Source organism: Clostridium cavendishii DSM 21758, from assembly GCF_900141845.1.
GTDB classification, from domain to species: domain Bacteria; phylum Bacillota; class Clostridia; order Clostridiales; family Clostridiaceae; genus Clostridium_AG; species Clostridium_AG cavendishii.
On sequence record NZ_FQZB01000022.1, the window covers coordinates 39,786 to 65,124 of the forward strand.

Annotated in this window: 27 protein-coding genes and 1 pseudogene; 7 read left to right on the top strand and 21 right to left on the bottom strand. The window is 26.9% G+C overall.

The window, feature by feature from the left end:
• Positions 1–397 precede the first annotated feature (397 nt).
• A complete protein-coding gene (locus tag BUB01_RS20590) occupies positions 398–634 on the bottom strand; it encodes a Veg family protein (RefSeq protein ID WP_072992963.1) in 237 nt (78 codons plus the stop codon).
• 376 nt (positions 635–1,010) lie between these two features.
• Between BUB01_RS20590 and BUB01_RS20595 the strand changes: the two genes are divergently transcribed.
• On the top strand, positions 1,011–1,757 hold the full coding sequence (locus BUB01_RS20595; RefSeq protein WP_072992966.1) for a 3'-5' exonuclease: 747 nt from the start codon (positions 1,011–1,013) through the stop codon (positions 1,755–1,757).
• A 49-nt stretch (positions 1,758–1,806) separates the two neighbouring features.
• Here the strand turns inward: BUB01_RS20595 and BUB01_RS23880 are convergent, their stop codons facing one another.
• The 4 genes from BUB01_RS23880 to BUB01_RS20605 form a co-directional block, all read right to left on the bottom strand.
• Positions 1,807–1,941 carry a CPC_1213 family protein gene (locus BUB01_RS23880; RefSeq protein ID WP_278337162.1) on the bottom strand — a complete coding sequence of 45 codons (135 nt, stop codon included), beginning with the start codon at positions 1,939–1,941 and terminating at the stop codon, positions 1,807–1,809.
• Positions 1,942–1,977: 36 nt separating this feature from the next.
• A complete protein-coding gene (locus BUB01_RS23885) occupies positions 1,978–2,112 on the bottom strand; it encodes a hypothetical protein (RefSeq protein ID WP_278337163.1) in 135 nt (44 codons plus the stop codon).
• A gap of 317 nt (positions 2,113–2,429) precedes the next feature.
• The gene (gene yabG / locus BUB01_RS20600) at positions 2,430–3,296 is read right to left on the bottom strand and encodes a sporulation peptidase YabG (RefSeq protein WP_072992969.1); all 867 of its coding nucleotides are present in this window, start codon (positions 3,294–3,296) and stop codon (positions 2,430–2,432) included.
• A gap of 165 nt (positions 3,297–3,461) precedes the next feature.
• A complete protein-coding gene (locus BUB01_RS20605) occupies positions 3,462–4,466 on the bottom strand; it encodes a CotS family spore coat protein (protein WP_072992972.1) in 1,005 nt (334 codons plus the stop codon).
• A 105-nt stretch (positions 4,467–4,571) separates the two neighbouring features.
• Here BUB01_RS20605 and BUB01_RS20610 point away from each other — a divergent pair, with 105 nt between their 5' ends.
• A complete protein-coding gene (locus tag BUB01_RS20610; protein WP_072992975.1) occupies positions 4,572–5,699 on the top strand; it encodes a glycosyltransferase family 4 protein in 1,128 nt (375 codons plus the stop codon).
• 87 nt (positions 5,700–5,786) lie between these two features.
• Here BUB01_RS20610 and BUB01_RS20615 read toward each other — a convergent pair whose 3' ends face one another.
• The 3 genes from BUB01_RS20615 to BUB01_RS20625 are packed head-to-tail and all read right to left on the bottom strand — an operon-like array spanning position 5,787 to position 8,605.
• The gene (locus tag BUB01_RS20615; protein ID WP_084109084.1) at positions 5,787–6,833 is read right to left on the bottom strand and encodes a CotS family spore coat protein; all 1,047 of its coding nucleotides are present in this window, start codon (positions 6,831–6,833) and stop codon (positions 5,787–5,789) included.
• A gap of 12 nt (positions 6,834–6,845) precedes the next feature.
• A complete protein-coding gene (locus BUB01_RS20620; RefSeq protein ID WP_072992981.1) occupies positions 6,846–7,592 on the bottom strand; it encodes a hypothetical protein in 747 nt (248 codons plus the stop codon).
• A complete protein-coding gene (locus tag BUB01_RS20625; RefSeq protein ID WP_072992984.1) occupies positions 7,589–8,605 on the bottom strand; it encodes a CotS family spore coat protein in 1,017 nt (338 codons plus the stop codon). The genes BUB01_RS20620 and BUB01_RS20625 overlap by 4 nt, the downstream gene beginning before the upstream one ends.
• Before the next feature lie 120 nt (positions 8,606–8,725).
• On the opposite strand from BUB01_RS20625, the gene BUB01_RS20630 reads away from it, so the two are divergent.
• Entirely contained in the window at positions 8,726–9,880 is a 1,155-nt protein-coding gene (locus tag BUB01_RS20630; protein WP_072992987.1) for a glycosyltransferase family 4 protein, read from the top strand.
• Between the two features lie 170 nt (positions 9,881–10,050).
• Here the strand turns inward: BUB01_RS20630 and BUB01_RS20635 are convergent, their stop codons facing one another.
• Entirely contained in the window at positions 10,051–11,193 is a 1,143-nt protein-coding gene (locus tag BUB01_RS20635) for an ABC transporter substrate-binding protein (protein WP_072992990.1), read from the bottom strand.
• Positions 11,194–11,375: 182 nt separating this feature from the next.
• Positions 11,376–11,795: a carboxypeptidase-like regulatory domain-containing protein gene (locus tag BUB01_RS20640; RefSeq protein WP_072992994.1), complete on the bottom strand. Its 420-nt coding sequence runs from the start codon at positions 11,793–11,795 to the stop codon at positions 11,376–11,378.
• Positions 11,796–11,935: 140 nt separating this feature from the next.
• Here BUB01_RS20640 and BUB01_RS20645 point away from each other — a divergent pair, with 140 nt between their 5' ends.
• The 3 genes from BUB01_RS20645 (at position 11,936) to BUB01_RS20655 (ending at position 14,654) form a co-directional block, all read left to right on the top strand.
• Entirely contained in the window at positions 11,936–12,736 is an 801-nt protein-coding gene (locus BUB01_RS20645; RefSeq protein ID WP_072992997.1) for a hypothetical protein, read from the top strand.
• Positions 12,737–12,748: 12 nt separating this feature from the next.
• Positions 12,749–13,849: a glycosyltransferase gene (locus BUB01_RS20650; protein ID WP_072993000.1), complete on the top strand. Its 1,101-nt coding sequence runs from the start codon at positions 12,749–12,751 to the stop codon at positions 13,847–13,849.
• Between the two features lie 157 nt (positions 13,850–14,006).
• A complete protein-coding gene (locus BUB01_RS20655; RefSeq protein WP_072993003.1) occupies positions 14,007–14,654 on the top strand; it encodes a hypothetical protein in 648 nt (215 codons plus the stop codon).
• A 57-nt stretch (positions 14,655–14,711) separates the two neighbouring features.
• Here the strand turns inward: BUB01_RS20655 and BUB01_RS20660 are convergent, their stop codons facing one another.
• Both BUB01_RS20660 and BUB01_RS20665 read right to left on the bottom strand, forming a co-directional pair.
• The gene (locus tag BUB01_RS20660; RefSeq protein WP_072993005.1) at positions 14,712–15,299 is read right to left on the bottom strand and encodes a GNAT family N-acetyltransferase; all 588 of its coding nucleotides are present in this window, start codon (positions 15,297–15,299) and stop codon (positions 14,712–14,714) included.
• 134 nt (positions 15,300–15,433) lie between these two features.
• A complete protein-coding gene (locus tag BUB01_RS20665; protein WP_072993008.1) occupies positions 15,434–15,850 on the bottom strand; it encodes an RrF2 family transcriptional regulator in 417 nt (138 codons plus the stop codon).
• A gap of 265 nt (positions 15,851–16,115) precedes the next feature.
• Between BUB01_RS20665 and BUB01_RS20670 the strand changes: the two genes are divergently transcribed.
• Positions 16,116–16,349 carry a hypothetical protein gene (locus BUB01_RS20670; protein WP_072993011.1) on the top strand — a complete coding sequence of 78 codons (234 nt, stop codon included), beginning with the start codon at positions 16,116–16,118 and terminating at the stop codon, positions 16,347–16,349.
• A gap of 140 nt (positions 16,350–16,489) precedes the next feature.
• Here BUB01_RS20670 and BUB01_RS20675 read toward each other — a convergent pair whose 3' ends face one another.
• From BUB01_RS20675 to BUB01_RS20710, 9 genes and pseudogenes are all read right to left on the bottom strand, one after another.
• Positions 16,490–17,839 (bottom strand): PTS sugar transporter subunit IIC, encoded by a 1,350-nt coding sequence (locus BUB01_RS20675; protein WP_072993015.1) that lies wholly within the window; start codon positions 17,837–17,839, stop codon positions 16,490–16,492.
• Positions 17,840–17,984: 145 nt separating this feature from the next.
• Positions 17,985–18,125, bottom strand: a complete 141-nt coding sequence (locus tag BUB01_RS23755) for a hypothetical protein (protein ID WP_242958454.1) — start codon at positions 18,123–18,125, stop codon at positions 17,985–17,987.
• A pseudogene (locus BUB01_RS23760) lies at positions 18,070–18,228 on the bottom strand (hypothetical protein); the annotation flags it as partial. The pseudogene BUB01_RS23760 and the gene BUB01_RS23755, both read right to left, overlap by 56 nt.
• Positions 18,229–18,543: 315 nt before the next feature.
• Positions 18,544–18,669 carry a family 4 glycosyl hydrolase gene (locus BUB01_RS23765; protein WP_242958455.1) on the bottom strand — a complete coding sequence of 42 codons (126 nt, stop codon included), beginning with the start codon at positions 18,667–18,669 and terminating at the stop codon, positions 18,544–18,546.
• A 670-nt stretch (positions 18,670–19,339) separates the two neighbouring features.
• Entirely contained in the window at positions 19,340–20,437 is a 1,098-nt protein-coding gene (locus BUB01_RS20690) for a DUF871 domain-containing protein (protein WP_072993018.1), read from the bottom strand.
• A gap of 120 nt (positions 20,438–20,557) precedes the next feature.
• Positions 20,558–21,454, bottom strand: coding sequence for an N-acetylglucosamine kinase (locus BUB01_RS20695; protein ID WP_072993021.1), 897 nt, complete (start codon positions 21,452–21,454; stop codon positions 20,558–20,560).
• Between the two features lie 139 nt (positions 21,455–21,593).
• The gene (locus BUB01_RS20700; RefSeq protein ID WP_072993024.1) at positions 21,594–21,893 is read right to left on the bottom strand and encodes a PTS sugar transporter subunit IIA; all 300 of its coding nucleotides are present in this window, start codon (positions 21,891–21,893) and stop codon (positions 21,594–21,596) included.
• A 24-nt stretch (positions 21,894–21,917) separates the two neighbouring features.
• Positions 21,918–22,226, bottom strand: a complete 309-nt coding sequence (locus BUB01_RS20705; protein WP_072993027.1) for a PTS sugar transporter subunit IIB — start codon at positions 22,224–22,226, stop codon at positions 21,918–21,920.
• A gap of 206 nt (positions 22,227–22,432) precedes the next feature.
• Positions 22,433–25,165 carry a sigma-54-dependent transcriptional regulator gene (locus tag BUB01_RS20710; RefSeq protein WP_072993030.1) on the bottom strand — a complete coding sequence of 911 codons (2,733 nt, stop codon included), beginning with the start codon at positions 25,163–25,165 and terminating at the stop codon, positions 22,433–22,435.
• Positions 25,166–25,339 lie beyond the last annotated feature (174 nt).

Here is a 25,339-nt window from a genome sequence, read left to right on the forward strand (position 1 = left end):
AATGATGCCTTAAAATTAAAAAATATTATTTAATTTACTAAATTTGATTATGATTTAATTGAACTAACATTGGAAACTAGTTATAAAAATAATTATATATTTTCATATATTTGTTAATAATATATATTAATATTTTTATTATTTACACAATAATAAATTATTTTCAAAAAACTTTGTCGAAATTCTTAAAAACAGTTGACAAACATAAAAATATGTCGTATTATAAAGATGGTTATTGACCATATAACCTCTCATAAATTCTCAATACCCTTTTATACCATAGTTGAAAGATGGAAACCCACCATCTTTCTTTTTTTATATCTTTTTATTTCATAATTAACAATTTTATTTTATATAAAATAAAAAGAGCTTCCAAACAAAATGGAAACTCCTTTTATTATCCTACAAATACAAGTTGAACTGTCTTAGTAAGTACATCTGAATAACTATAAGTCACTGTCCTTTGGGTGTCGGCTTCTAATCTAACCACGAATATACTTGGATAAACACTTTCTAGTACACCTTTATTAACAAGAATTCTTCGTCTTCCTCCGTTAGCTTTCAAGGTTACTTTTTCTCCAACATGGTTTTCAATATCTCTTTTGATAGAAGCTAGTGTTCTAATTCTTTCCATTTTTAACACCCTCTTTCATATTATATTATAATACCAATAGATGTTTTTGTCAAATAAAACAATTATTTTATCACTATTTGTTTTAGTTTGTCAATGTAAATTTTCTGTTAATTTATGTATTCCCTTTAAACATCCTTTACTATTCTTTGTAATATGCTATTATTTATTCATATTCTATAAAATAATTAACATTATCTTATAAAAACAATATTTATTTAACTGTTATTTTCAAATATGATAATTTTTCGTAATAATTATGTAAAATGCTGTATTAAAGTTATTTAAATATTTAATGATATTTAAATAACTTTTGTGGTTATAATAATTAATATTTAAAATAAAGAATTTAAGTTATAACTTTATAGGAGATTGTTGAATGTATTACATAATTATTGATTTAGAATTTAATCAAAGCACGATTTTATCTAATCCAAAATGTCCCTTCGAAATAATACAAATTGGTGCATTAAAACTTGATACTGACTTAAACGTCTTATCAACATTTAATGAATTAATTAGACCTGTTGTATATACTACATTTCACCCATTTGTAAAAAATTTAACTAATATAAAGGAAGAAGATTTAAGTAATGCATCTTCTTTCAAAGATATTTATAATACCTTTGTTAAGTTTATAGACTCTAATAATAATAATATCTTATGCACTTGGGGAATGACAGATATAAAAGAATTAATTAGAAACATAGAATATCATAAGTTAAAAACTTCCTTAATTCCAAAAAGTTATATAGATATTCAAAGTCATGCTTCCAAGTATCTCAAATGCCCTACTGGAACTAATATTGGCCTTCGTAATACTGTAGAGATTTTAAAAATACCTACTGAGGTTTCATTTCATAATGCTTTAAATGACGCGTTTTACACTGCAGAAATTTTCAAAAAAATTTACAACCAAAATATTACCCCTAAACTTTATTTGCCTCATAAGTCAGCTAGAACTAGTAAAACAAAATTAACTTTGGATGTAGATTCACTTTTAAATCAATTTGAAAAAATGTTTAATAGAACCATGACTATAGAAGAAAAAAATATAATTAAGTTATCTTATATGATGGGAAAAACAAATCAATTTCAAATAGAAGTTAAGAATAACAAAAGCTAAAGGTTTATCTGTAATCTAGATAAACCTTCATAAATCTTATTAAATATATTTATTCTAATTCATGAATCTTTGGTTCACTAAATACTGCTCTTGAACTTTCTGCCTGAGGATCATGCTTTATATTTTTGGACTTAAATTTACCATCTTCTTTTTTATTATTTCTAGTCTTTCTATTTTTTGACACTTCATCTTCACTCCTTTATCTTAACCATACACAACTTTATTTTTTAATAGTTGATGTCCCTTGGTTATCATTTTCTGACTTATTTTGTTTTTGAGTTCTTGGATTAAATCCAAAGTTATTTGATTGTGATGCCCATTGGTTACTTCCAGTATTTTTTCCTTGTTTAGCCATCTAAAATCCCTCCCTTAAGATAACAATTCTAAAATTTCATATACATTACACATTTATTATTTACTTCTTAGATTATTTAATTCTATGAAAGGATTTTATGTTTTTGAATTATTATCCTCAAATTACAATATAATTAATTTTAAAAATAATTTATCTTTATATTTCTTTATTTATATCTTTTATTTCATAATAAATCCTATAAGGTATAGTAAAAATAAGAAAATTATAAAATAAAGATATAGAAATTTTTCCCTTTCTATATCTTAAAAAATCTACTAATCTATTTAATTTTTATCTTTCAAAGTTTATCAATCTATTTAACTTTGATATTGTGATTTTGGATACCCTTCTCTATATTTCCCTCTTGTTTGTAAACCACCAATTCCCTTTATTCCTGTTATAGTATTTTCTATAACCTCATTTATTGAAACCACTTCACTTATTGTAGCATACGCTACTTTTTCACAAACAAACACAGGATCTAAACAATGAATAAGAACTCTATTTGGACTAGAAGCGAAATTAGCACCTGCATCTAATATATTTTCGTAACAGGATTGACAAGCACCAGCAAATATTATAAGCTCATCATAACTTGAATTATAATCCCTAAGATTACTAACAGCTTCTATAAAATATTTTGAATTTCTATAATTATTTAAATCTAAATAATTATTAGATCTTTTAAGCACACCATCATGTCCTGTCAAGACAACAATATCTGGTTTATGCTCTTTTACTAAATCCACAATCTCTGATGGCTGCTCCCTTTCTGGTATGGATTTTCCTACAGCATTTAAATTCAATTGCTTGTACACTTTAAGACACACCTCTAAATAATTAGGATCTCCATCTACATGTAATATTTTTCCCGGTCTTCCAAATGTCATTTCATTTTCTGTTACTATTTTTTGAGACTTATTACCTCTATTTGTATCAACGCCCCTCGCTACCATAACTCTTTTTATAGCAGCATTTACTCTTGAGTTAAAAATTTTATCTTTTTCCCCAGAAAACTTTTCATCAACCTCTTCTAAATCTTCTTTTTTAGCATCAGCTATTATTCTAATATTTATACCTTTCAAAATATATACCTTTTCATTATTGACATTTTTTATATCTATTATTTTAAAGGTTATATCCCTTCCATAAGATTTTCTAACTACATAATCCCCAACGTTCATACACTACCTTTTCTCCTAAAATTACTTCTTCTCTTCATAATATGGATAAATATCGTAATAGGTGCTTATTATTAAAATAAGTTTATATATTTATACCCTTAGCTAATCTTTAATTAACTAAGGGTATCATTTCATTTTATTCATAACCACCTTGAATTTAAATTACTATTCGCATTGATTATATAAAACCTTGAAGTCCTCTATAAATTTAGTATAATTCTGATTTTCTTCTATTATTGAATTTATTTTCTTATTAAAAGTATTTTGTCCCCAGGTAACCTCATTATAATAAAATCTATTAGCTAATCTCCAGTATCTTTGTGGAAATACGAGAAATGCAAATATCAACCTATATTCACTTTCTTTAAGCTCACTTACTGAATTATAAGCAGATATTATTCTCTCTGCATAACTTATATTCCATTCATTTCTCTTCAAGACTTTAGTTATGAAGTTTGCAATATCATAACTCCTAACTTCTCTTTTACAATAATCAAAATCTATAATATTAACTTCATTAGTATTATCTAGAATTATGTTATGATAAGTATAATCATGATGACAAAAACTCTTCTCCTCTTCTGTTAAAGCACATATAGTTTCATACTCTGATGACTTTAATATGTTATTAGCTCTTATTGCCAATGCCTTATAATTTTCCATACTCTTTATATACGTCATATCAAACTCTGTTTTATTATTTCTTTTTCTTGCCATATCACGCATTTTATCTAAAGATTTAATTCTTTTTTCCATTAAATGTGGCCATCTACCTAAATCACTTTTAAGTTTTGAGTTTTCTGGAGGATCATATCCCTTACTCGCCTCATGTAATTTTGCAAGCCCTTTAGCTGCAATTTCCACATCATTTATATTATGAAAATCACACTCCCTTCCTTGTATCCACTCTGTTAATGTATATAAATCTTCATTAACTATAGCATAGGGTTCTCCTTCATTATTTAAATAGTACCTGTCCACTTTGGTAAAACCATTATTAATAAGATGCTCCTTAGCTCCGCAAACAAACAATAACTTTTGAGCACCAAAATTTATTCTTTTTAAGCAGCGTTCTCCAGCGTTTGTTTTTAAATAATAGATGCCTTTATTAGGTCTTATCACTTCAATTTTTATATTGAATTGTCTTTCGATTTCAAATTCCCTCATCATAGCACTCACCTCCTATATATTTATATGTTTAAGCATTTCTTTTTATTAACATTTTTTCACAGGATTTAATATAATAAATTATAAGCATTTTGAAAGGACACTAATATGAAAATAAGTATTGATGGTCGTGCAGCTAAATGGTATAGAGGTACTGGTATAGGAACCTATACTTATCAGTTAATAAATAATCTTAATCAAATAGATTTTTTAAATGATTATCTAGTGTTTCTTCCCGAAAATTCAAATATCGAAAATAATCTTCATAAAAATTTTGATATAAGTCTAGTTAAAGACGGCATATCAGAAAATTTTTGGGAACAAGTAAGAGTTCCAAATATTTTAAAAGATGAATCTGCTGATATTTATCATGTACCTCAAAATGGTGTTGGTCTATCTAATAAAGTTAGCTGTAAAAAGGTTATAACATTACATGATATAATTCCTTTAAGGATGCCTGAAACAGTAAGTCATAGATACCTAAAAATCTTTAATGAAGAAATGCCTAATATCCTTGACTCTACTAGCGGAATAATTACAGTATCTGAATTTTCAAAGCAGGATATTGCAAAACAATTTAATTATCCACTAGAAAATATCTTTGTAACCCATTTAGCAGCGGAGGAAGTCTATACCCCTCTAAATAAAATCCATTCTAAAGAATATCTGAAAAAAAAATATGGAATATCAGATGACTTTATACTTTATGTTGGGGGCTTTAGCCCTAGAAAAAACATCTTAGGTTTAATTGAAGCCTTTAGTATATTAGTTAAAAGCCATAAATCTCCAATTAATTTAGTTATTTTAGGTAAGCAAGGTCCTTCTTATGACAAGTATAAAACACGAACCTTAGAACTTAATATATCTGATAAAGTAATTTTTCCAGGCTTTATAGAACTTAATGATATGCCTATTTTTTATAATGCTTCTAGACTTTTTGTATATCCATCATTTTATGAAGGTTTTGGACTTCCTCCTGTTGAAGCTATGGCATCTGGCACTCCTGTTATAGCTTCTAATCTGACATCAGTTCCTGAAATTTTAGGTGATTCAGCACTTTTAATAAATCCATCCTCTGTTGATGAAATAAAAAATTCAATGCTTAATATACTAGAAGATAAAGTCCTAACTCTAAACCTTATCAATAAAGGTTTCATACATTCTTCAAAATACAGTTGGAAAAAAACTGCTTATGATACACTAGATGCATACAAATCTATTTGTAATCTCACTTAATATATATTGTGATTATATAGCATTAATTCCTCTATTTTTATCTATGTTGTAAAAAAGCCCCATTTCTAAACAGAAATGGGACTCTTTTTATTTATCTAAATATTCATTTTTAAAACATTTTAAGAAGTTTTCCCTCTCTTCTTTATATCCTATTTTAGTTGTAAATCTATTAATAAAAACATCCTCTTCCCAATCCTTAAGCTTAAAGTAATAATCCCTTGAAGCTATATAAAAATCATGTGGAAATTTTAAAAAGATATAAAGATTCTCTAGCTCCTCTTTGGATATAGGATTTTCTAAGTTGTAATTCTGAATTATACTTTTACACATATCTATATCAAATCCAAATCTCTTTACTGTTTTATTTATAAAATTTGCTAAATCCCAAACTTTAAGGTCTATGGACAAATAATCAAAATCAATAAAATAGGCCTCATTGTTACTTATAATTATATTATGATATGCTAAATCATTGTGACAAACAGATACAGCTTCTTCTTTTAAACAAAGTTCAGAATACTTACTATTTTCTATAAGTCTCATACATTCTAAAATTTCTTTCTTATAATAATCTATATCGCGTAAAAATAATTTATCAAATTCATTTTTATAAACACAAGACTCTACCTGTGCTTTCATCTTAATTAAATCTTTTTTTGCATTATTAAAATAAAATGGCTTTTTAAATAAATTACTATATTCTATTTCTTCATTTTTAGTAATTTCATTTGAACAAAAGTCACGAGAACTAACATGTAATTTTGCTAATGCTTTACTTGTTATTTCTAAATCTATTGGATTTGCTAAGTTGCATTCTATTCCTTCTATTAAATCTAGTAATATATATCTTTCGTTTTGAAATCTTAAAACTAGTTCACCATCTTTAAGCTCATTTATATTAAGAACATTATTAAACTTTTTTCGTATAGAATTTAATACTTTATTTATAAATAGAACTTTCTCTTCTTCATAATCTATAAGTTTTAATATCTTCTTTCCTGTTTTAGTAGTTAATACATAAACGCTTCTAGTTGGATAAAGGTCTATTATATCTACCCCAAGTTTCTCAAATAGCTCTATGTGAAGATCATATTTACACAAATACTTTTTATCTCCATATTTTATCCTAATCACACTCATCACCCTTTACTTTAACATTAAGTCTTCCCCATCCCTTTTTATTGCTAACCTAAGTTTATCTATAATCTCATCTTTTTTAAAATTTGATTCCTTCATGAATAGAAACTTTTCAAATGTCTTTATATAATCTACCGGATAGGATATTAAAGCTTCTATAAAAGCATAGCTATCATTATTTAAGCCTTCTAAGGTCAAATAATAATTTATTAAATTTTTAAAGTCAAAATTATACCCCATTCTTTTTACTTTACCTAAATAATAAACACAATCCATTTCCAAAAGATTGAAACAAAACTTTGATATATCCTTTATCTTATAACCTTCATCAATCCATATATTATTGTCATAACATTTTCCTATACAAATTTCATTTGAAGCCATACTTCTTTTTATTAAGTCTATATAATTGCTCTCATAAACCTTATCTATAGATTTTTTAGCTCTGTTAATCACCTCCACTCCTGTTTTTTCTATAAATTCCTCTAGTTCATCTTTAGTTTCCTTTTTATTAATCTCTCTTAAATATCTTTCTAATCTTTTGTTACTTACTTTATGTTCTTCTATTTCTTTTCCTATCTCACTATGAAGTCTAAGTGAATATATATCCTCTCTCTTCTTAAGCTTTTTATGAACTCCTACTATTAATTTTAATTGTTCATAAGGATATATGTTTATTTTTGCATCCCTCTTTTTATCTACAACCTCAATCCCCTCTGATAACAAAAATTGGTCCAACTTCCAAAATTCACTCATATAGACCCTCCAAAATCATTTATTTTTAAGTATTTTAAAAACTCTTCTCTAGGTGCTATATCTGTTTTATACTTTAAAAGCTTCTTTATAAAAAATTCTTCCCCATAGTTTTGCTGCTCCCAATAATATTGTATTCCTAGTTGCCAATAAGCCTGTGGAAACTTCATAAATCCAATCATTATATCAATATCCTCATCAGTTATATGTGAATTAATTGAATATGCTTCGATTATCATTTTAAATTTTTCTACATCCCATTTATCATCCTTCATAGATCTTATAACAAGACTTGCTAAATCATGAAGTCTAGTATCTAATATACAATAATCAAAATCTATTAAACTTATATTGTTAGATTGATCTATTAAAACATTATGATGAGCATAATCATGATGGCAAAAGCCACGCTTAAAAACTTCCTTCTCCATAACTTTTATATAATTTGCTTCTTTAAGCATCTCAATGCTCTCATTAACCCTAAAAATCTCTTTATCCATAAGGCTTAAATATAACTTATCAAAATCAGATTTATTAGCTTTTTGTGATATTCTTTTTTTAAAGTCTAGTATTTCATAACCTCTCGTCTCAAATGTCTTTAGCCAAGTAAACCAGTAAATTCTAGGTTTCATATCATATCTTAAATTAAAACCTTCACTACATTTATGAAGTTCAGAAAGTTTTATTGCTACATTTGTAAGTTCTACTATATTATCATAATTACTTTCTCTACTTATAATCCATGGTGTTAAGTAAGCATATTTATAATCGAAACTTATATAATTCCTATTATTTTTGGTTTTAATTATCTCTGGTGTAGTTTTAAATTCATTTTTCTGTAAATGCAATATTGCAGATAAGATAAAGTTAAAATGCTTATAATCATATTTTATTACCTTTAAACAGTAATCCTTCTCTAAAGTACCTATTTTATAAACATTTTTTATTTTTTTTAAATCTAAAATTTCTAAACCATAATTCTCTTCTATAAATTTTCTTAAAGCATCTATGTCCACACAGCTTCCTCCAAAACATAGTTCTATTTATTATATGTTTTAGTTTTCTTGTGTGTTACATTCACCAATTATTAGTAAAATTAATATTAATATACTATAGTAAATTTTGGAGTGAAGTATATGAAAATAGCTCTTGATGCTAGAGGTATTAATTGGTATAAAGGGACTGGTATAGGAACCTATACCTATAATTTATTAAAAAATTTATTTATTATAGATGAAATAAATAATTATGATCTTTTTTGGTCCGGTGATTTTTTTATGGAATTTAAAACTAATAAGTCAAATATAGTTATGGCTTCAAAAAGACATCAACGTTTTTTTGAAAATCACTATTTTCCTAATTATATTAATTCTAACAAAATAAATCTTTATCACATTCCTCAAAATGGTATGGGACTTTGCGAAGATATTAATGCCTTAAAAGTAGTTACAATCCATGACTTAATTCCATATGTACTTCCTGAAACCGTAGGTTCTGGTTATCTTAGGAGCTTTTTAGAAAATATGCCTAGAATAATTGATAGTTGTGATGGTATACTTACTGTTTCTGAGTTTTCAAAAAATGATATATTGAGATTCTTTCCAAATTTCCCTAAAGAAAGAATTTTTGTAACTCCACTCGCAGCTAACTCTAATTTCAAACCTTTAGATAAAGAACTCTGCTTATCATCAGTTCAAAGTAGATTTAATTTCTCAAAGCCATATATTTTATATATTGGCGGTTTTAGCTCTAGAAAAAATGTAGCTGGTCTTATAAACGCCTTTGCTAAAATACAAAAAAATATCCCTAAAGAATATATACTCCTAATAGTTGGAGCTTTAAAAGATGAAGGATTACGAATGAAATCTTTAGTAAGTGACTTAAAACTAAATGAAAATGTTATATTTACTGATTTTATTGAAGATGAATATCTACCTGTACTCTATAATGCCGCTGATGTTTTCGTATATCCATCTATATATGAGGGTTTTGGTTTACCACCACTTGAAGCTATGAATTGTAATACACCAGTTATTAGTTCAAATATAAGTTCAATACCAGAGGTTATCGGTGATTCAGGCATTTTGATTAATCCTTTCGATATACAAGAACTTTCAAATGCCCTAGAAAAAATTCTAGCTGATTCTAAATATAGAGAAAGCATAACAGCCTTAGGCCATAATAGAAGTAAATTATTTGATTGGAAAAAAACCGCACAAAATACCCTTGTAGCTTATGACACCATTTTAAATTTAAAATCTAAAGATCTGCTTAGAACTTCAACTCTCTAAAATATTGATATAATTAATTTAATAGACTCCCCATACATTAAAACAGGCTATTGGTAACTTTAAGTTTACCAATAGCCATATGTTTTTTCGTTAACTTTATAATAAATTCATAATTTAAAATTAAATTTATTGATTAATTTATGGGTAAAATTATTTTGATGAAGAACATTTTATTTATACATATTCCTTATTATCTCATCTACTAATTCAATATTCTTTTTATTTGGTTCGTTAATTTGAATATTATTTAAAATACTCAAATACTTTCCTCCCCCTAATTCCTTTTGTTTATAATCAAACACTTCATCTTCATAACAACTTTTAAAAACAGGGAATACATTTTTTTCAAGCATTAAATTATTTAAATTGCTTGCACTAGTCATGGCAAATACCATAAATTCTAATGCCGTCTTCTCATTTTTTCTATTAGCTAAAACTAAATTTTCCCCATCCAATGATACAAATTTATTTCCACCAATATCTAAACTAGGTATATAACTAACCTGAAAAGTTGATTTACCTATAGATTTTATAAGTTCAAACCTATCCATAGAACCAAAAATCATTGTAGATTGCATAACTTTATCAGCATCCTCTACTTCTTCTATTACATTTTCCTTTTTTAAACTTTCTATAAAGGTAATTACAAACTTCTTTTTATCCTCATATTTACTGTCCTTTTTTATATCTATTTGATATAATAACATCTTTGTAAAATTTATCATATCCTGTCTAGTTAAATAACATAACTTTTTATTCCCTAATGATTTAACATAAAAAGCGGTACCCGCATCTTTGAAATCTTTCCATGTTTTTATATCTTCTATTTTTATTGAAGCATCTAATAAAGCCTTATTATCATAATACATAACCATAGGTTTACCATCAAATGGCATAGCATAATAGCTTTTATCTTTTTCTATTTCATCTAACCTACCGTTATCATAGGAATTAATAAAGCTATTTATTGTACCATCTATGCTATTTTTAACCATACTATTTTGTCTTATATATTTTTGAACTTCTAAACTATTCATAAGTATTAAATCTGCTTCCTTATTTAATTTTGCAGCATTTTGAATTTCACTATCTAAATTTTCTTTTTTTATATTCTTAATCTTTATATTTGTATTTGGATATTTTTCTTTGAACTTAATTGCCATTAAATTTAAGTAATCATAATATGGACCATAAGCAAGTACCTCAACTTCTCCTTCTATTGCCTTTATGCTATATTTATTAATTGTTAAATAAGTAGTAGTTAAAACCACTGCTATTATAGCCACTATTATATAAGTAAACTTTCTTTTCAAGTTCTCACATTCCTTCTATCAAAAATTATAAGTTATTATTATTCTATCATAACTTATAACTTTTGAAATAACAAACATAAATAAATTCAGCTCCCCTCTCTTATTTAAATTTAAAATTATATTATATTCTAAAAGTTATACCATATAGTTATCTTCCTATGTGGCATAACCTTTTTATCTATTTATTCATAAACAGCTCTGTTAGTATTATTATAATTACAATTGCAAGTACATCCTTCACAAGTATCTTCTTCATATCTTAGGCAATATTCATCCTCACACTCTGGACATATTACTAAAGGTTTTACATCCACATCATTATACCAAACTTTTACCATATATCTTTTATTTGCACATAGTGGTCCAAATATAAATTGACCATTTTCATCAGTAAAAGTATGTGTTATTGGATAAACTGTTTTTGACTCTTTATGCTCCACTACTTCTAAAAGTTTAACTACAGCATCTTTTACTGCCTCTCCACAACTATTTACAACCGTACCATGTATAACACTTCTTTTTTCCTCTGGCACCTTTATAACTGCCTCTATTTGTTGATTTTCCTTTGGACAAAATGTGAATTTTACAACTCTTGCGCCCATAAAATTTCCTCCATAATAATATACTTCCTTATTAATTTATGCTCTACATTTGATTTAGTTACTTTTTATTCCCATACTTGTTAAGTTCCTCAAATTAGTCGCATATAATATTTTAAGAAAACTAAAATAAGGTGGTATATATGAATAAAAATGGTGTTGAAATAAAAGGACTATTAGAACCATCCATTGCCAAAAAGTTAAATTCTGCTGGTACTATAATTTACTCTGAAATAGACTATATCTTTATAAGCAAACGAAATTATCCAATTATAGATTTAAAATCTATCCTCATTGATCTTGAAATTTTAAATGAAAGAAAAATAGAATTAAATGATTCTTCAATAGTATCTTTAGATGGAGTGAAAAAATTTGCAATTGAATATATGGATAATCAAAATAAAAAAATAATGCTAAATAAAAGCGTTCCATTCAATTCATTTTTTGAAATTCCTAAAAACCTTATAAATTATACTGGCTTTAAAATAAATATCCTTGATGCTTTTTTTCACAATATAGACGACTTTACTATATACTCATACCTTAACTACCTTATAACAATAGACGGACTCCCTGTAGATACTAGTTATAACCCTTCCGAATTTAAAAATTTAGATACAGAAGATGAACTAAATACCAATTTACAATTTTCTACTGAAAAAGAAAAAGAACTTAAAGTTAATACTAATCTAGATTTAGATATAGTAAATTACTATTATGATATGGCTCCAATAAGCAATTCTAAAAAAGATCTAATCATTAATGATCTGTCTATTGGTGATGCCACTTGTTCTGATGAAACAATTTCTAAAACTTCATCTAATCATTCTATTGACAATAAAAATATTTCGTCTAAAACCTCAGAGTTTGTAGCTATTAATAAAAATACTTTAAATCAAAACAATCTTATAAAAAATGTTGACCTTGATGAAGAATTTATGTAAGGAGGGTATTATATGAATATTTGTATTGATGGATTAGCTGCTTCTACTCTTATTGGAACAGATATATATTCTTATACAAAAGAAAATATACTAGCACTTTCTGAAAGCGGAGAATTTGATAATATTTACTCTATATGGGATAACTATCCTCCAACTAGTTATTGGCGCAAAATTAAAAATATTAATTATGTTGATTTAGCATTAGACAGACTAAATAATGATTATTCTTTACTCGAAGATTTCCTATATGATAAACAAATTTCTATTTATCATTCTCCAAATAATGGTTTCTCTTTACCTAAAAATAAAATATGTAAATTTATATCTTCAATTAATTCTCTTTATGCACTATCTTTTAAAGATGATGTAGATGAGAAATATTATAATAAGTTAACTTCTACATTACCTTTAACACTAGAAAAATCAGATAAAATAATAGTAAATTCTACCTTCACCAAAAATGAACTTTTAAGTAACTACTATAACTTTCAAAATAAAATAGAAGTTGTTTATCCTAAATGTAGTAGAATATTTTTTAATTATGACAAAGACTTTTGTATTGAATTTTTGAAAAAACATTATAATATAGAAGGTTCATTTATTTTGTCAGTAGGAAGTGTCTCTAATAGAAAAAATATATCTACATTTATAAATATACTTAATGAATTAGTAAAAAAACATATAGATTTAAAGTTAGTAATAGTCGGCAACATTTCAGGCAAAAGAGAATCTTATTACAATTCTCTTAAAGATTTGATAAACAAATATAATCTAGATAACAATGTTATATTTACAGGTGTAGTTAAACCTACTCACCTTCCGATTTTTTATTCTAGTGCACTAACTGTTTTAGATTATTCAACTTATAATAGTTATCCATTAAGCTGCGTTGAAGCAATCTCATGTGGCGCTATAGTAATTTGTAATAAAACAGCTGCAAATATAGAAGTTCTTTCTAATTGCTGTGTTTTTTCAGATTTTTTGTCACTTAATCCAATTTATGAATTATTAGAGATATTATATAAAAATGAAGCATATAAGAATAACGTTTTATCACTATTAAAATCCCCTATATCTTCAACAAGTGAAGATTTATTAAAAATTTATACTTAACTAAAAATCCAACTCTTAAATTTAGTTGTTTTAAGCTAAATCTACATCAAAATTTTAATTTTGCTTATGTAAATTTACTTTATAAAATTACTCCTATGAACATCAATTAGTAGAAGTTTCTTTTAATAATTGACTATGAATTAAGTGAGGCGATAATATGAAAAATAATGGAGTCAAAATTTATGGTGTAATTCCTAATAATAAAATACCAGATATACAAACGAACTCTAAATATATAGAGCTATCAGAAAATCTCCATATCAAACTTCCAATTAATTTTCCTGAAATTCATAAAATTTCTGAACTTTATATAAAACCTATTTTAATTTCAAATAAAATTTTTCAAAGCATTTCTACCAATAAACTAATAATTCATGGTTATTATAAAATTGATTTATTCTACCATGATTCTAATACATCAAAAATAGGTCTAAAAAGTTATAACACAAAACTACCACTTTTCACTACACTAAATCTTCCAACCTCTGATTACGAGATAAATAATATATACTCTGCATTAGAATTTGTGGATGTTCTTTTACTTGATAAAACTTCTCTATCGGTAACTACAATAACCTTAATACTTTTAAATGCTAATAAACCTTATAAAAATAATTCTAATTTTGATTATACTCCTAGTAACTCATTAAATAATAATATGAAAAATCATAAACTAAAGCCTAACTTATCTAATGATGAAAACTTAAATGAAAGTATCAGCTTAGCTGGTAATATTTCATATGCTCCTTCATCAAATTGTAAGAAAAATATTGATATAATAAATTCTAATTATTACTTCTATTAAAAAATTATAAATCTGTAAATAACTCTCTAATTTCTTAAACATCTAAAAAAATCTCACTTAACAAAGTGAGATTTTTTTATTATTAATTATTGAAAAAATATAAACACTAATATACTTTTCCTTTTCATTATCAAACCAGTAATCTTTCTTAATTCCCTCTTCTAAAAAACCAAGCTTTTTACATAACTTTATAGATGCTTCATTTTGTGTATTTACAATGGCTTCTATTTTGTGTATTTTAACCTGGTCAAATAAATAATCTATTATGAATTCTACAATTTTACTCATTATCCCTCTATTAGTATACTCCTGATTTAATATATACCCTATCTCACATCTAGAATCTAATACACTTATACTGTGAATTGCTATAAGACCTATAGCCTTACCCCCAACTTCAATAACCCAATCTACTCGTTCTTTATTTTCATTCTTTTCTTTAAGTATTTTAATAAATTGATCTACTTGATCAATATTATCTAATAAAGGAAACCTATCGTATATTTCAATTCTTCTATTTATATATATATCTAAAATATCAAATCTATCGTTACCCTCAACAGTCCTTAATTTATACTCTTGTACTTGTAATATAGGTTGATTTAAAAAAAGTTCATATATATTATTTCCTTTTTCAGAATTCAAATCTTTACTCCCCCTATAAACTTACTCTAGAATTTCTCATAAATAATTCTTCATGTTAAATTCTCTACTATCTTACAATCCTTATTAAAATATATTAAAAAACCTCTACAAGTATTATACCTGTAGAGATTTTTTTATTTTATTTTGCCATCTAATATATCTCTAAAATTTATAGAATCTAATTCATTAGTGAGAGTTCTTTGTACTTTGTTCAAAGCTACATGCATTTCACATCTTGGACTTCTATTTGCATTACAGTTATTGTTATTACTTAAACACTTAGCCACATAAATAGGTCCATCAATTATTTCCATAATCATTCTTAGCGTTATTTTCTCTGGTTTTAAAGCTAGTGTATAACCACCTTTGACTCCCCTAAAAGAATTTATAATGCCACCATGAGTTAACTTTCTTAAAATCTTAAGTAGAAATCTTATAGGTACCATTTCTTTTTCTGCTAGGGTCTTGGCATCTAACTTGGTTCCTTCATTCAATTTACATAAATATAGAATTATTCTTAAAGCATAATCTGTTTCCTGCGTTATTTTCATATTAATTCCTCATCATAGCTTAACATAATCAAGAATAAAATTTAATGCTTCTTCATTTTTACATCTTAATTATCTTCTAACTCTCCCTTTTAAATTATATTAATTTTTTCAGCCTAATTATATATCTAAAATATATCAAACGCGTTCTATGTTGTCAATCTACTTATTATTTATATTTTTATAAAAGTTGCTACTTATCCATAGTTATTTACTTACTTTTTTGATATAATTGTATTATATAATTACATTATGTGAGGTAATAGTTATGGGTAAAAATATTTCTAAAGTAGAAAAATCAAAAAATGCTTCTAAAATATCAAACTCAAAAGATAAATCCGAAACTAAAAAAATTAAATCTGTTATTTATACTCCACTTCCAAAAGACAGACCTCCAACAGAAGAAGAGTTGAAACAAAGAAAAGCAAATGCTCTAAGCAATATGATTTGTATAATATCATTGTTATTAATATACTTTATGATAAAAATGTCAGGTAAATAAGAAGGTAGATACCTTCTTATTTTTTTATTTACAAATACCTTAATATTATTTTAATTTCATAAAAAACTATATAAAATCATTTAATATTTTGAACTGTAACAAAAAAAGATGGATTCTTAAAGAATCCATCTTTCTTTATATTACATATTTACAGAAGAACCGCTTTCTGCTTGTTTTTCTAATTGTAATTCTCTTCTATCAGCGAACATTACAAATGGGAAGTAGATTAACATACCTACTATTATACAAATTGCAGCTGTCGCAGCACCTTGCCATTGTCCTGTTGCTAAAAATGCATTTATTATTGGAGGTGTTGTCCAAGCTGTGATTACATAAGTTTTTCCAACAAATCCAATTGAAGTTAATACATAAGCTATTATACAAGCTGACATAGGAGCTAATATAAATGGTATTATATATATTGGGTTTAATACTATTGGTAAACCAAATATTACTGGTTCATTAATATTAAAGAATCCTGGTCCAACTGAAACCTTACCTACTGCCTTATTTAATTGACTCTTTGATACGATTAAAATTACAAGTAATAATGCTACTGATAAACCTGAACCACCTTGATTTACATATGAATCTAAGAATAAGCTACTTACTATATGCTCTGGTTGTTGTCCAGCTGCCACAGCTGCAGCATTTGCTGTTGCTAATGGTAATAATATAGCATTTGTTACTGGAAGTACTATATTTGAACCGTGTAATCCGAAGAACCATAAAACTTGAGATACAAATATCAATAATAATGCGAATGGTAGCGAACCTGCTAACCCCATTAATGGTTTACAAACTGTTAGGTATATTCCCCAGTAGATATCTTTAACTCCTGCAGCATCACAAATAGCTACTATAGCAGAAGTTATTATTAATATAACTGCTGATGGTAATAATGCAGAGAATGATCTTGCAACTGCTGGTGGAACACCTTCTGGTAAAGAAATATTTAATTTTCCACTTCTTTCAAGTTTACAGAAAAGTGTAGTTGAGATTAATGCAACGGCAACACCCATTAATAAACCGTCACCGCCAAGCCATTTACTAGCTATACCTGGTTCCCATGCGAACCAGCCATAATAATTTTCTCCCCATGTTGTTGGGCCTTTAAATTGGAACATACACATTAATACAAACATATTAGCTAACGAAAGTATTCCTGCTGCTAATCCGTCTGATTCATAAGACTTAGCTAATGCATAAGATATTGCCACAGTAGCAAGTATCGCCATTATATACAGTGTACCTCCATATATATTCAAGCCCATAATATCTAAGAAATGTAATGGCTTGCCTTCAACTAATAAAGCGTCCTTCATACCCTTAAATGGCCAGCTGTGGATTAATGATCCAAAACCTCCGACAACCATAAGTGGCATAATTGATGCAAAACCATCACGCATAGCTACCATGTGTCTTTGAGCACCAATCTTTGCTGCTATAGGAACAATATTACGTTCCATCCAGTCCATAAATTTTTGCATTTTTGTTTTCCTCCCTTTTTTTGTGAATTTATATTCGCTGATTATCCATTAATATAAATTTTACTTATAATTTCGTTTTAGATAATCAGTCAATATCATATTAATTATTTTTTCAAAGAACTATTTAAATTGTTTAACTAAGCTGTTAACTCCTATAGTAAATTCTCCTATAGTAAATTGGCTTTGGATCATCCCTTTTTATAATATCTGAAACTTCAACTACTGAATTTTCAAATATTCCCTTTATAGCATCTAGTACTAACTGATTGGATGTCCCTTTTATCATTGTATATTGAATGAATTAGCCTACAGGCTGCATCATTGTAATATGAACCTCCTCTTTTTTCAAGTTGAGGTGGTTTAACATTTAAATCTGGATCTTTATAAAGCTCAAATAATTCAGCTTCAACCCTTTTAACAACTTTTGCTCTTGATTCACCTTTAGAAAATCCCTTTAATTTTTCTTATAACATGTCCTTACTTTGATAATAGTATCTGTGATAAGAACAAGATATAACATCTAATACTCTTATAAAGCTTGGTTCCCAATCAAGATCTTTAATATTTTCCACAACACTTCCTAGTTTCTTATTAGCAATACCCTCAATTATTGCTTTAGTAACGTTTTCACCATCTACATATGTGTTTTATCCCATATGCCATATGGTTAAGTCTTGCGAAATCTATTCTTACTCTCTCCCCTCTTATATATCTACTAACCATAGCTCTCTTACAGGAAGTTTGTTATATCTTTTTATGAATTCTTCTACTAATTCTGGCGTATAGCTCGAGCCTTCACCTATCATTACTATCTTTAATCCTTTTGCCATACAACACCTCCTAGCTTAGCACTATTTTGTTTTACACTATTATATATAGCAAATTGCATGCCAAAACTCCCTTTTTTAAAAAGTCTCTGTAATCGTTACAATCACTACATTTTATATCCTATAAATCTTACACACAATTATTTTTTCTGTGTAATATCATTTACACAATATTTACCATATATTTTATCAGTGTAATCTGTGTATTTTTCATTATTTTTCTATAAAAACTTGATAATTATTTATATATTATTCAATATTTTTACTAAAAATACATCTTGTACTATTATTTTAACCATTCTTTTCAGTAATTTCAATAAATGTAAACCATTTTAACCATATTTTTACATAATATAGTTTTAATATCCTTTTTTATACTATAAAACATTAAAACTTCATTTAATAAAAGTAAATATTTTCACTTTAATTATCACTATATAATATATTTTATTTTTGAATATATTCCAAAGTAATCAAATTTAGTTCTTTTTATTATAAAATATAATCAAGCTTGTAAACATGTATATAAAAGCTCTTAAAACTTAAAAAATAATTTTTACAATTATATCTATTATTTTATTTATAATATTATTACAAATAGACTAAATTTATTTATAAACTTCTGTAGATGCAAAAAAGTTAGCTAACTTAAGTTAACTAACTTTTTTATTCTTTATTTTTTACTTTTTAATTTGAATGCAAATTTTGACCATGGTTTAATATAGTCTAATAAAAATACTTCCTCTTCAATTACTTTTCCAACTACATTTGTCTTTCCACTATTTTTCATATCTTTAAGAGCTAATTGAAGTTCACCTGCATATCTTGTATATGCATCTGAATCTATTAAAACATCTCCTCTTTTTATATCTGGAGTGTTATAAGCTGGGAAGCTTTCACCTTTATATTTAACTCTACTTTGAGTGCTTCTTGCCATATATTCAGAGCAATCCCCTCTATTAAAATGGAATTCATCTAACACTATAGTCTTGTCTAAAGGTCTTATTTCATCAATAAGCTCCACATTGAACTCTAACATTTCAGTATTTATTTCACTTAAAGCTTTAAGCTCTTCTTCTGATGCAAAGGCATTTGCTATGATAACATCATCTATTAAACCTGTGGCAAATAAATGTTTAGCTTGTACTTCTATTGGAAGATCTCTGTGCATTTCTAATGTACATAATCCTTCTGATACAGGCCATGGACCATGTTCAGCTGATGGTGAATTAACAAAAGCAGCTGTTCTAATTCCTAAATCTTTAAATTGCTTACTACATGATATAAAGTTTTCATAAGATAAACCTGTATAAACATGTGGATAAAAATTATGACAACCATATAAATTATTTAAGTTAGTTTGATATGATAATATATTATCTACATATTTAGTTCCATTACTTACATTTAGTTCAACCTTAAGTCCATATTTATTAAATGTCATTACTGATTCTTCAAAGCCACTAAAACCCATATCTAGTCTTATACCTGAAAGTCCCATTTCTTTAAATACGCCTAAATCATATATTGATGCTTCTAATTTTTTAAATACAGTTGGATCTAAATCAGCTATAACTTCCATTCCATATTTGTTTGCAACATCTAACATCTTTTTAAATTCTGTAACTATTTCTTCTACTTCTTTATCTGCTGCTGAAAGTAAACAAGTAAAGATTCTTTTAAATCCATATTTAGCAGCAAGCTCTATATACTCATTTATTTCTTCTATTGATGTATGGTTTGGATAAACTGAAATACCTAATCTTTTCATCTCTTTTTCTCCTTTACCTTTTAAATATTTCTGATTTGGAATAATAGCTAAAAGCTCACCATTCCATTTCTTACTTCTAAGTTGTAAATTATCAATATTAAGTTAAAAAAATTTATTCTTTTATTTAACAACTGTTTTTTTGTATATATAATAAGCGCCTTTGGCAGGTGAAACATCCTCATCAACAAATTCAACTACATTTATGTGTTCCTTTAAATAAGTTTCAAAAGTTTCTCTTACCACTTTTGATTTTTTAATAACTCCTCCTACTAAACCTATAGAACATTTATCAAAATTAAGCTTTTTATAAACATTTTCTGTAGTCTTAGCTAATTCTAAACCTTCTTTTTGCATTATCTTTAATGCTATTTCATTTCCATTTTCAGCAAAACTTGATACTACCTTAGTTATAGATGCCACTTCGTCCTTAGTTTTTGAATATACAAAAGCAACTATATCATCAACTTCTTTAACATTAAGCTCTTTAAGTAATGCTTTGGATAAATCACTTAAAGGAAGCGAGAAATCATTTTCATGAATCATATTTTTAAGTGCTTCTATAGCTATTTTATAAGCTGAGCCTTCATCTCCTAAAAGATGGCCCCAACCACCAGCCTTAGCTTGTCTATCTTCTTTTATTCCAAAAGCGATAGATCCAGTACCTGCTATTGTAAGTATTCCATCTTCACCCTTTAAAGTAGCTTTTAAAGCAAGCTCTCCATCATTCATTACTACATTTTCTATTTCAAATTCATCTTTAATTGCATCATGTATCACCTTAGTATTATCTCCGACTTCAGAACCTGCAAGTCCAAGATATATACCTTTAACATTTTCTTTACCTAACTTTTCAAAAATATTCTTAATTCCTGTTTTTATATTATTTAATGCTTCTTCCTTATTATTTAAAACATTTCCAAAACCAGTAAGAGAAGTATATAAAACCTTACCATTCAAATCATAAGCAACAGATTCAGTTTTAGTTCCTCCACCATCAACACCAATAATGTATTCCATTTCCTTCACTCCTTATTAAAATTTAATTTATAAAAAATCTAAATCTTAGATTAATTATATTAATTTTCCAATATGAATGCAATAATTATGAGTTTTATATAAATAAACTCTAATGGCTTACCATTAGAGTTTATTTATATTATTGTAATCTTTCATATATATCTACTATTTCTTCTGCAAGATCTTTTAATGTCATTGAAGTCATTAAATGATCTTGTGAATGAACTAATAATAATGATAGCTCTGTTTTATTTCCTGCTGCTTCATTTTGTATTAATCCGGTTTGTGTATTATGTGCATATCCTAACTCTTCTGAAGCTTTTCCTATAAGTTCTCTAGCTTCTTCTAAATTATTAGCCTTTGCTGCTTGTATAGCTTCCATTGCATAGCTTCTTGCTTCCCCACTATGCATAATTAAATTCATTATTATTTCTTCCATCACATATCTCTCCCTTATCTTGAATTATTTATTCAAAACATCTAGAGCATGTTTCAAAACTTTAGCTCCATTCATTGTTCCATAATCCACAGTATTTATTACTTCTACTGGAATTCCTTTTGGTTCAAACTTAGTTTTCATCTTATTTAATAAGAATCTAACTTGTGGTCCTAATAATAAAATATCTATATTATCTTCATGTTTTCTTAATTCAGCTTCTCCTACTGCATTAATCCAACATTCAACACCTTGCTCTTTTGCTGAAGCTTGCATTTTTGAAACTAATAAGGATGTTGACATACCTGCTGAACAAACTAATAATATTCTTTTCATTTTAAAATCCTCCTAATAATATATTAATTATTGTAATTATTAAACTTCCTACTTTACACTATATTAATTAGCAAATTGCATGCCAAAATTGAAATTCTATACAATTTCCTCTAATGTAAATATATAAAGGCTTTTATTTGAAAATTAAAATCAAAACAAGTGTGTAATTTATATACACACTTATTTGTTAATTCACACACTCAACGCTAGATTACACAGTTATTTATTATCATTCTAACAATATATGCTAACTCATTTTCCCCTATATTTACTTCATAGCTCATCTCAATTGCTCTTAGGCATTGTTTAATTAATATAAATTCTCTGTTATTTTCATTTCTAAAATTATTGAGCATTGCAAAAGGAGTTTCTTTTCCTCCATTTATCAATTTATCGATTAAAAAGCAAGTATGAATTAATATACCTATTTTTACTTCATAAGATATCTTTATATTAAGTTTTTCTTCTATATTTATAATCATTGAACGAACATCTAAAACAAGTTTTCCTGAATCTAATCCTGTTAATTGTTTTCCTATACTATCTGCAATTTTTTCGTATTCTTCTTCCTGTTTTATAAGTTCTTCCAAATACTTGGTTCCTTCGCCAGTTAATATATCTGTTGCTGATATAAAAGGTACATTTTCTAAATAAGTATTTATAGCTCCAACTACTGCTATTATATTGTACTTTTTATTAAGTTCTCTAACTTTACTATAAAAATCTTCCTTATCTAATATATCTAATGCTTCTACCTTGATTCCATAATTATATTCTATATTTGATAGTATTATCTTCTTCAATCTTTCTGCTGAACCTTCTCCAGTAAAGCATGTAGTTAATATAAGCTTATCTCTTTTCTCTTCTTTTAATCGTGAAGCTTGTATTCCATACCTACTTATTTCTAAACATGAATCATAAATATCCTCAAGTTCTCTACCATTTAAAGCTTTTCTTCCAGCCTCTATAACTGATAATGTAGATACCATATCTATAGTTTTTACCCTTATTCCAGTCTCTTCCTTTACCATATCCCCAAAGTTAGTTAACGAACCCATATCAACTAAAAGAAATACACCTTTTCCATTGTCCATTTCTTTTATTTTTATTTTTGCTACCTCATACATAGCTTCAGCTTTCATATTCAATGGCATATCTAGTGCTTCTACAAACTCTTCTCCAATTAAAGAATTTGCTACTTCTACCATTGAACTAGCAGTTGTATGTCCATGCATTATAACAAGAACGCCTACCTTACCATCCACATTATCATCTACTTCATATGGATTAGTTGCTAAAAACATAGTTATATATCCTATTTCATCTAATGGAACTTCAATGTTAAATTTCTTATCTATTATTTGTGCAATTTCCATTGCAACCATAAACTCATCATTATACTCTGATCTTACAAAATTAAGTTTAGGATGAAATATTTTTGTGCCTTGTCTTATTCTATCTAAACTTCCTTGTAAATGAAGTGCAAGTCCAAAATAAACCTTTTCATCAAAATCTCTATTTAACTTTTTAGTAGCAAAACCTAATACTTGTTCCACTAAATTAACTATTTCTATATCAACTATTTTTGATATTTCATCTTTTCTAAATTTTTGTGGTAAATCTCTAATATATTTTTTAAAGTATCTATCTATATCAATATTTAATATTTCGTTTATTTCCTTCTCTTCTATACCCTTCTTCTTTAAGCTTTCCAGTTTATTTTCTATGATATCATAAAAAAATTCACCCTTTTTATATTCATCAAGCTCTAATAAGCCCAATTTCAAATCAACATCATCTTTAAATGAAAACTTTAAAACATCACCTACATTTTGAAGAAGTTGATCTATTTCCTCTCTATGATCTTGTATTTTCATAAGACCTTTTTTTACTCTTTGGTGCAAATCAGCTTGTTCAATTAAAATATAATCTCTACTATTAGCTTTATAATTTAAAAATGCTTTTGCACAAGAAAGCTGCACATCACTTTTAAGTTGTCCAATATTATTAGGACAATCATATAATAAAAATGAAATAAGTGCATTTTTATTAAAATAAATACTTTTTGTTAATCTTTTGGATTCTGCTTTAATAAATTCCTCTAAAAGATAATATCTTTCTGATATACTTCTATCTGCTAACGGTGGTAACGTTATAGTCATAGGTATTCTTCTAGTAAAGGTTTTTAATAAAAATGATTGAGGTTCTTCTGTAGTTGCAGATATTATCTGAACTTCAGCTCGTACAAGCTTTTCAGTATCCCCTAGAACTCTAAAATATCCTTTATCTATATAAGTAAATAACATCTCTTGACCCTGAGGAGAGAGTCTATGAATTTCATCTAAAAATATTATTCCACCATCTGCCTTTTTAAGTAACCCCTCTCTATCTTGATCTGCTCCAGTATATGCACCTTTTTTTACACCAAATATCTGAGCCATTACAAGCTGTGGATTGTCAGCATAATCTGCACAATTAAATCTTATAAAAGGTGCATCTTGATCTATCATTTTATACTCTTTTGCAAATTGATACATAGCCTCAGCAAACATTGATTTACCAACACCAGTCTCCCCTAATATTAATGTATGTAATCCTCTTGGTGGATAAAGTATAGCTGCCTTAGCCTGCTGTATTGGCATTTGTAAGCTTAAGTTTGAACCTACTAACATATCTAGTGAGTTACTTGCCTTGCTATCACTAACCACCTTATTAGGCTCATCTTTGTTTTCTTCCTTTGCTTTTTCTGCTATACAATATACAACAGGCCTTCCATCAATTTTATCTACAAGTTTATTAGAATATAATTTGTTTAAATATCTACTTACATTTGCCCTATCTAATCCCATAAAGTTACTTAACTCAGCTGCATTAATTCCTCTTCGCTCTCTTTGTTCGAGCTCCCTAAGCGCATCATAAACTTCATTAATTTTACTCATCTAAATCCCCCAACATAGTTTATTTTTACTAATTATCCCTCTTTAATTAATATACCACTATTATACTAGAATTACACACAAATTCAAATGTATAAAAAAGTAGTCTGATATGAATTAATATATACAAAAGGTTCCGACTTAAAACAGTCGGAACCTTTTGGAAAACACCTATTT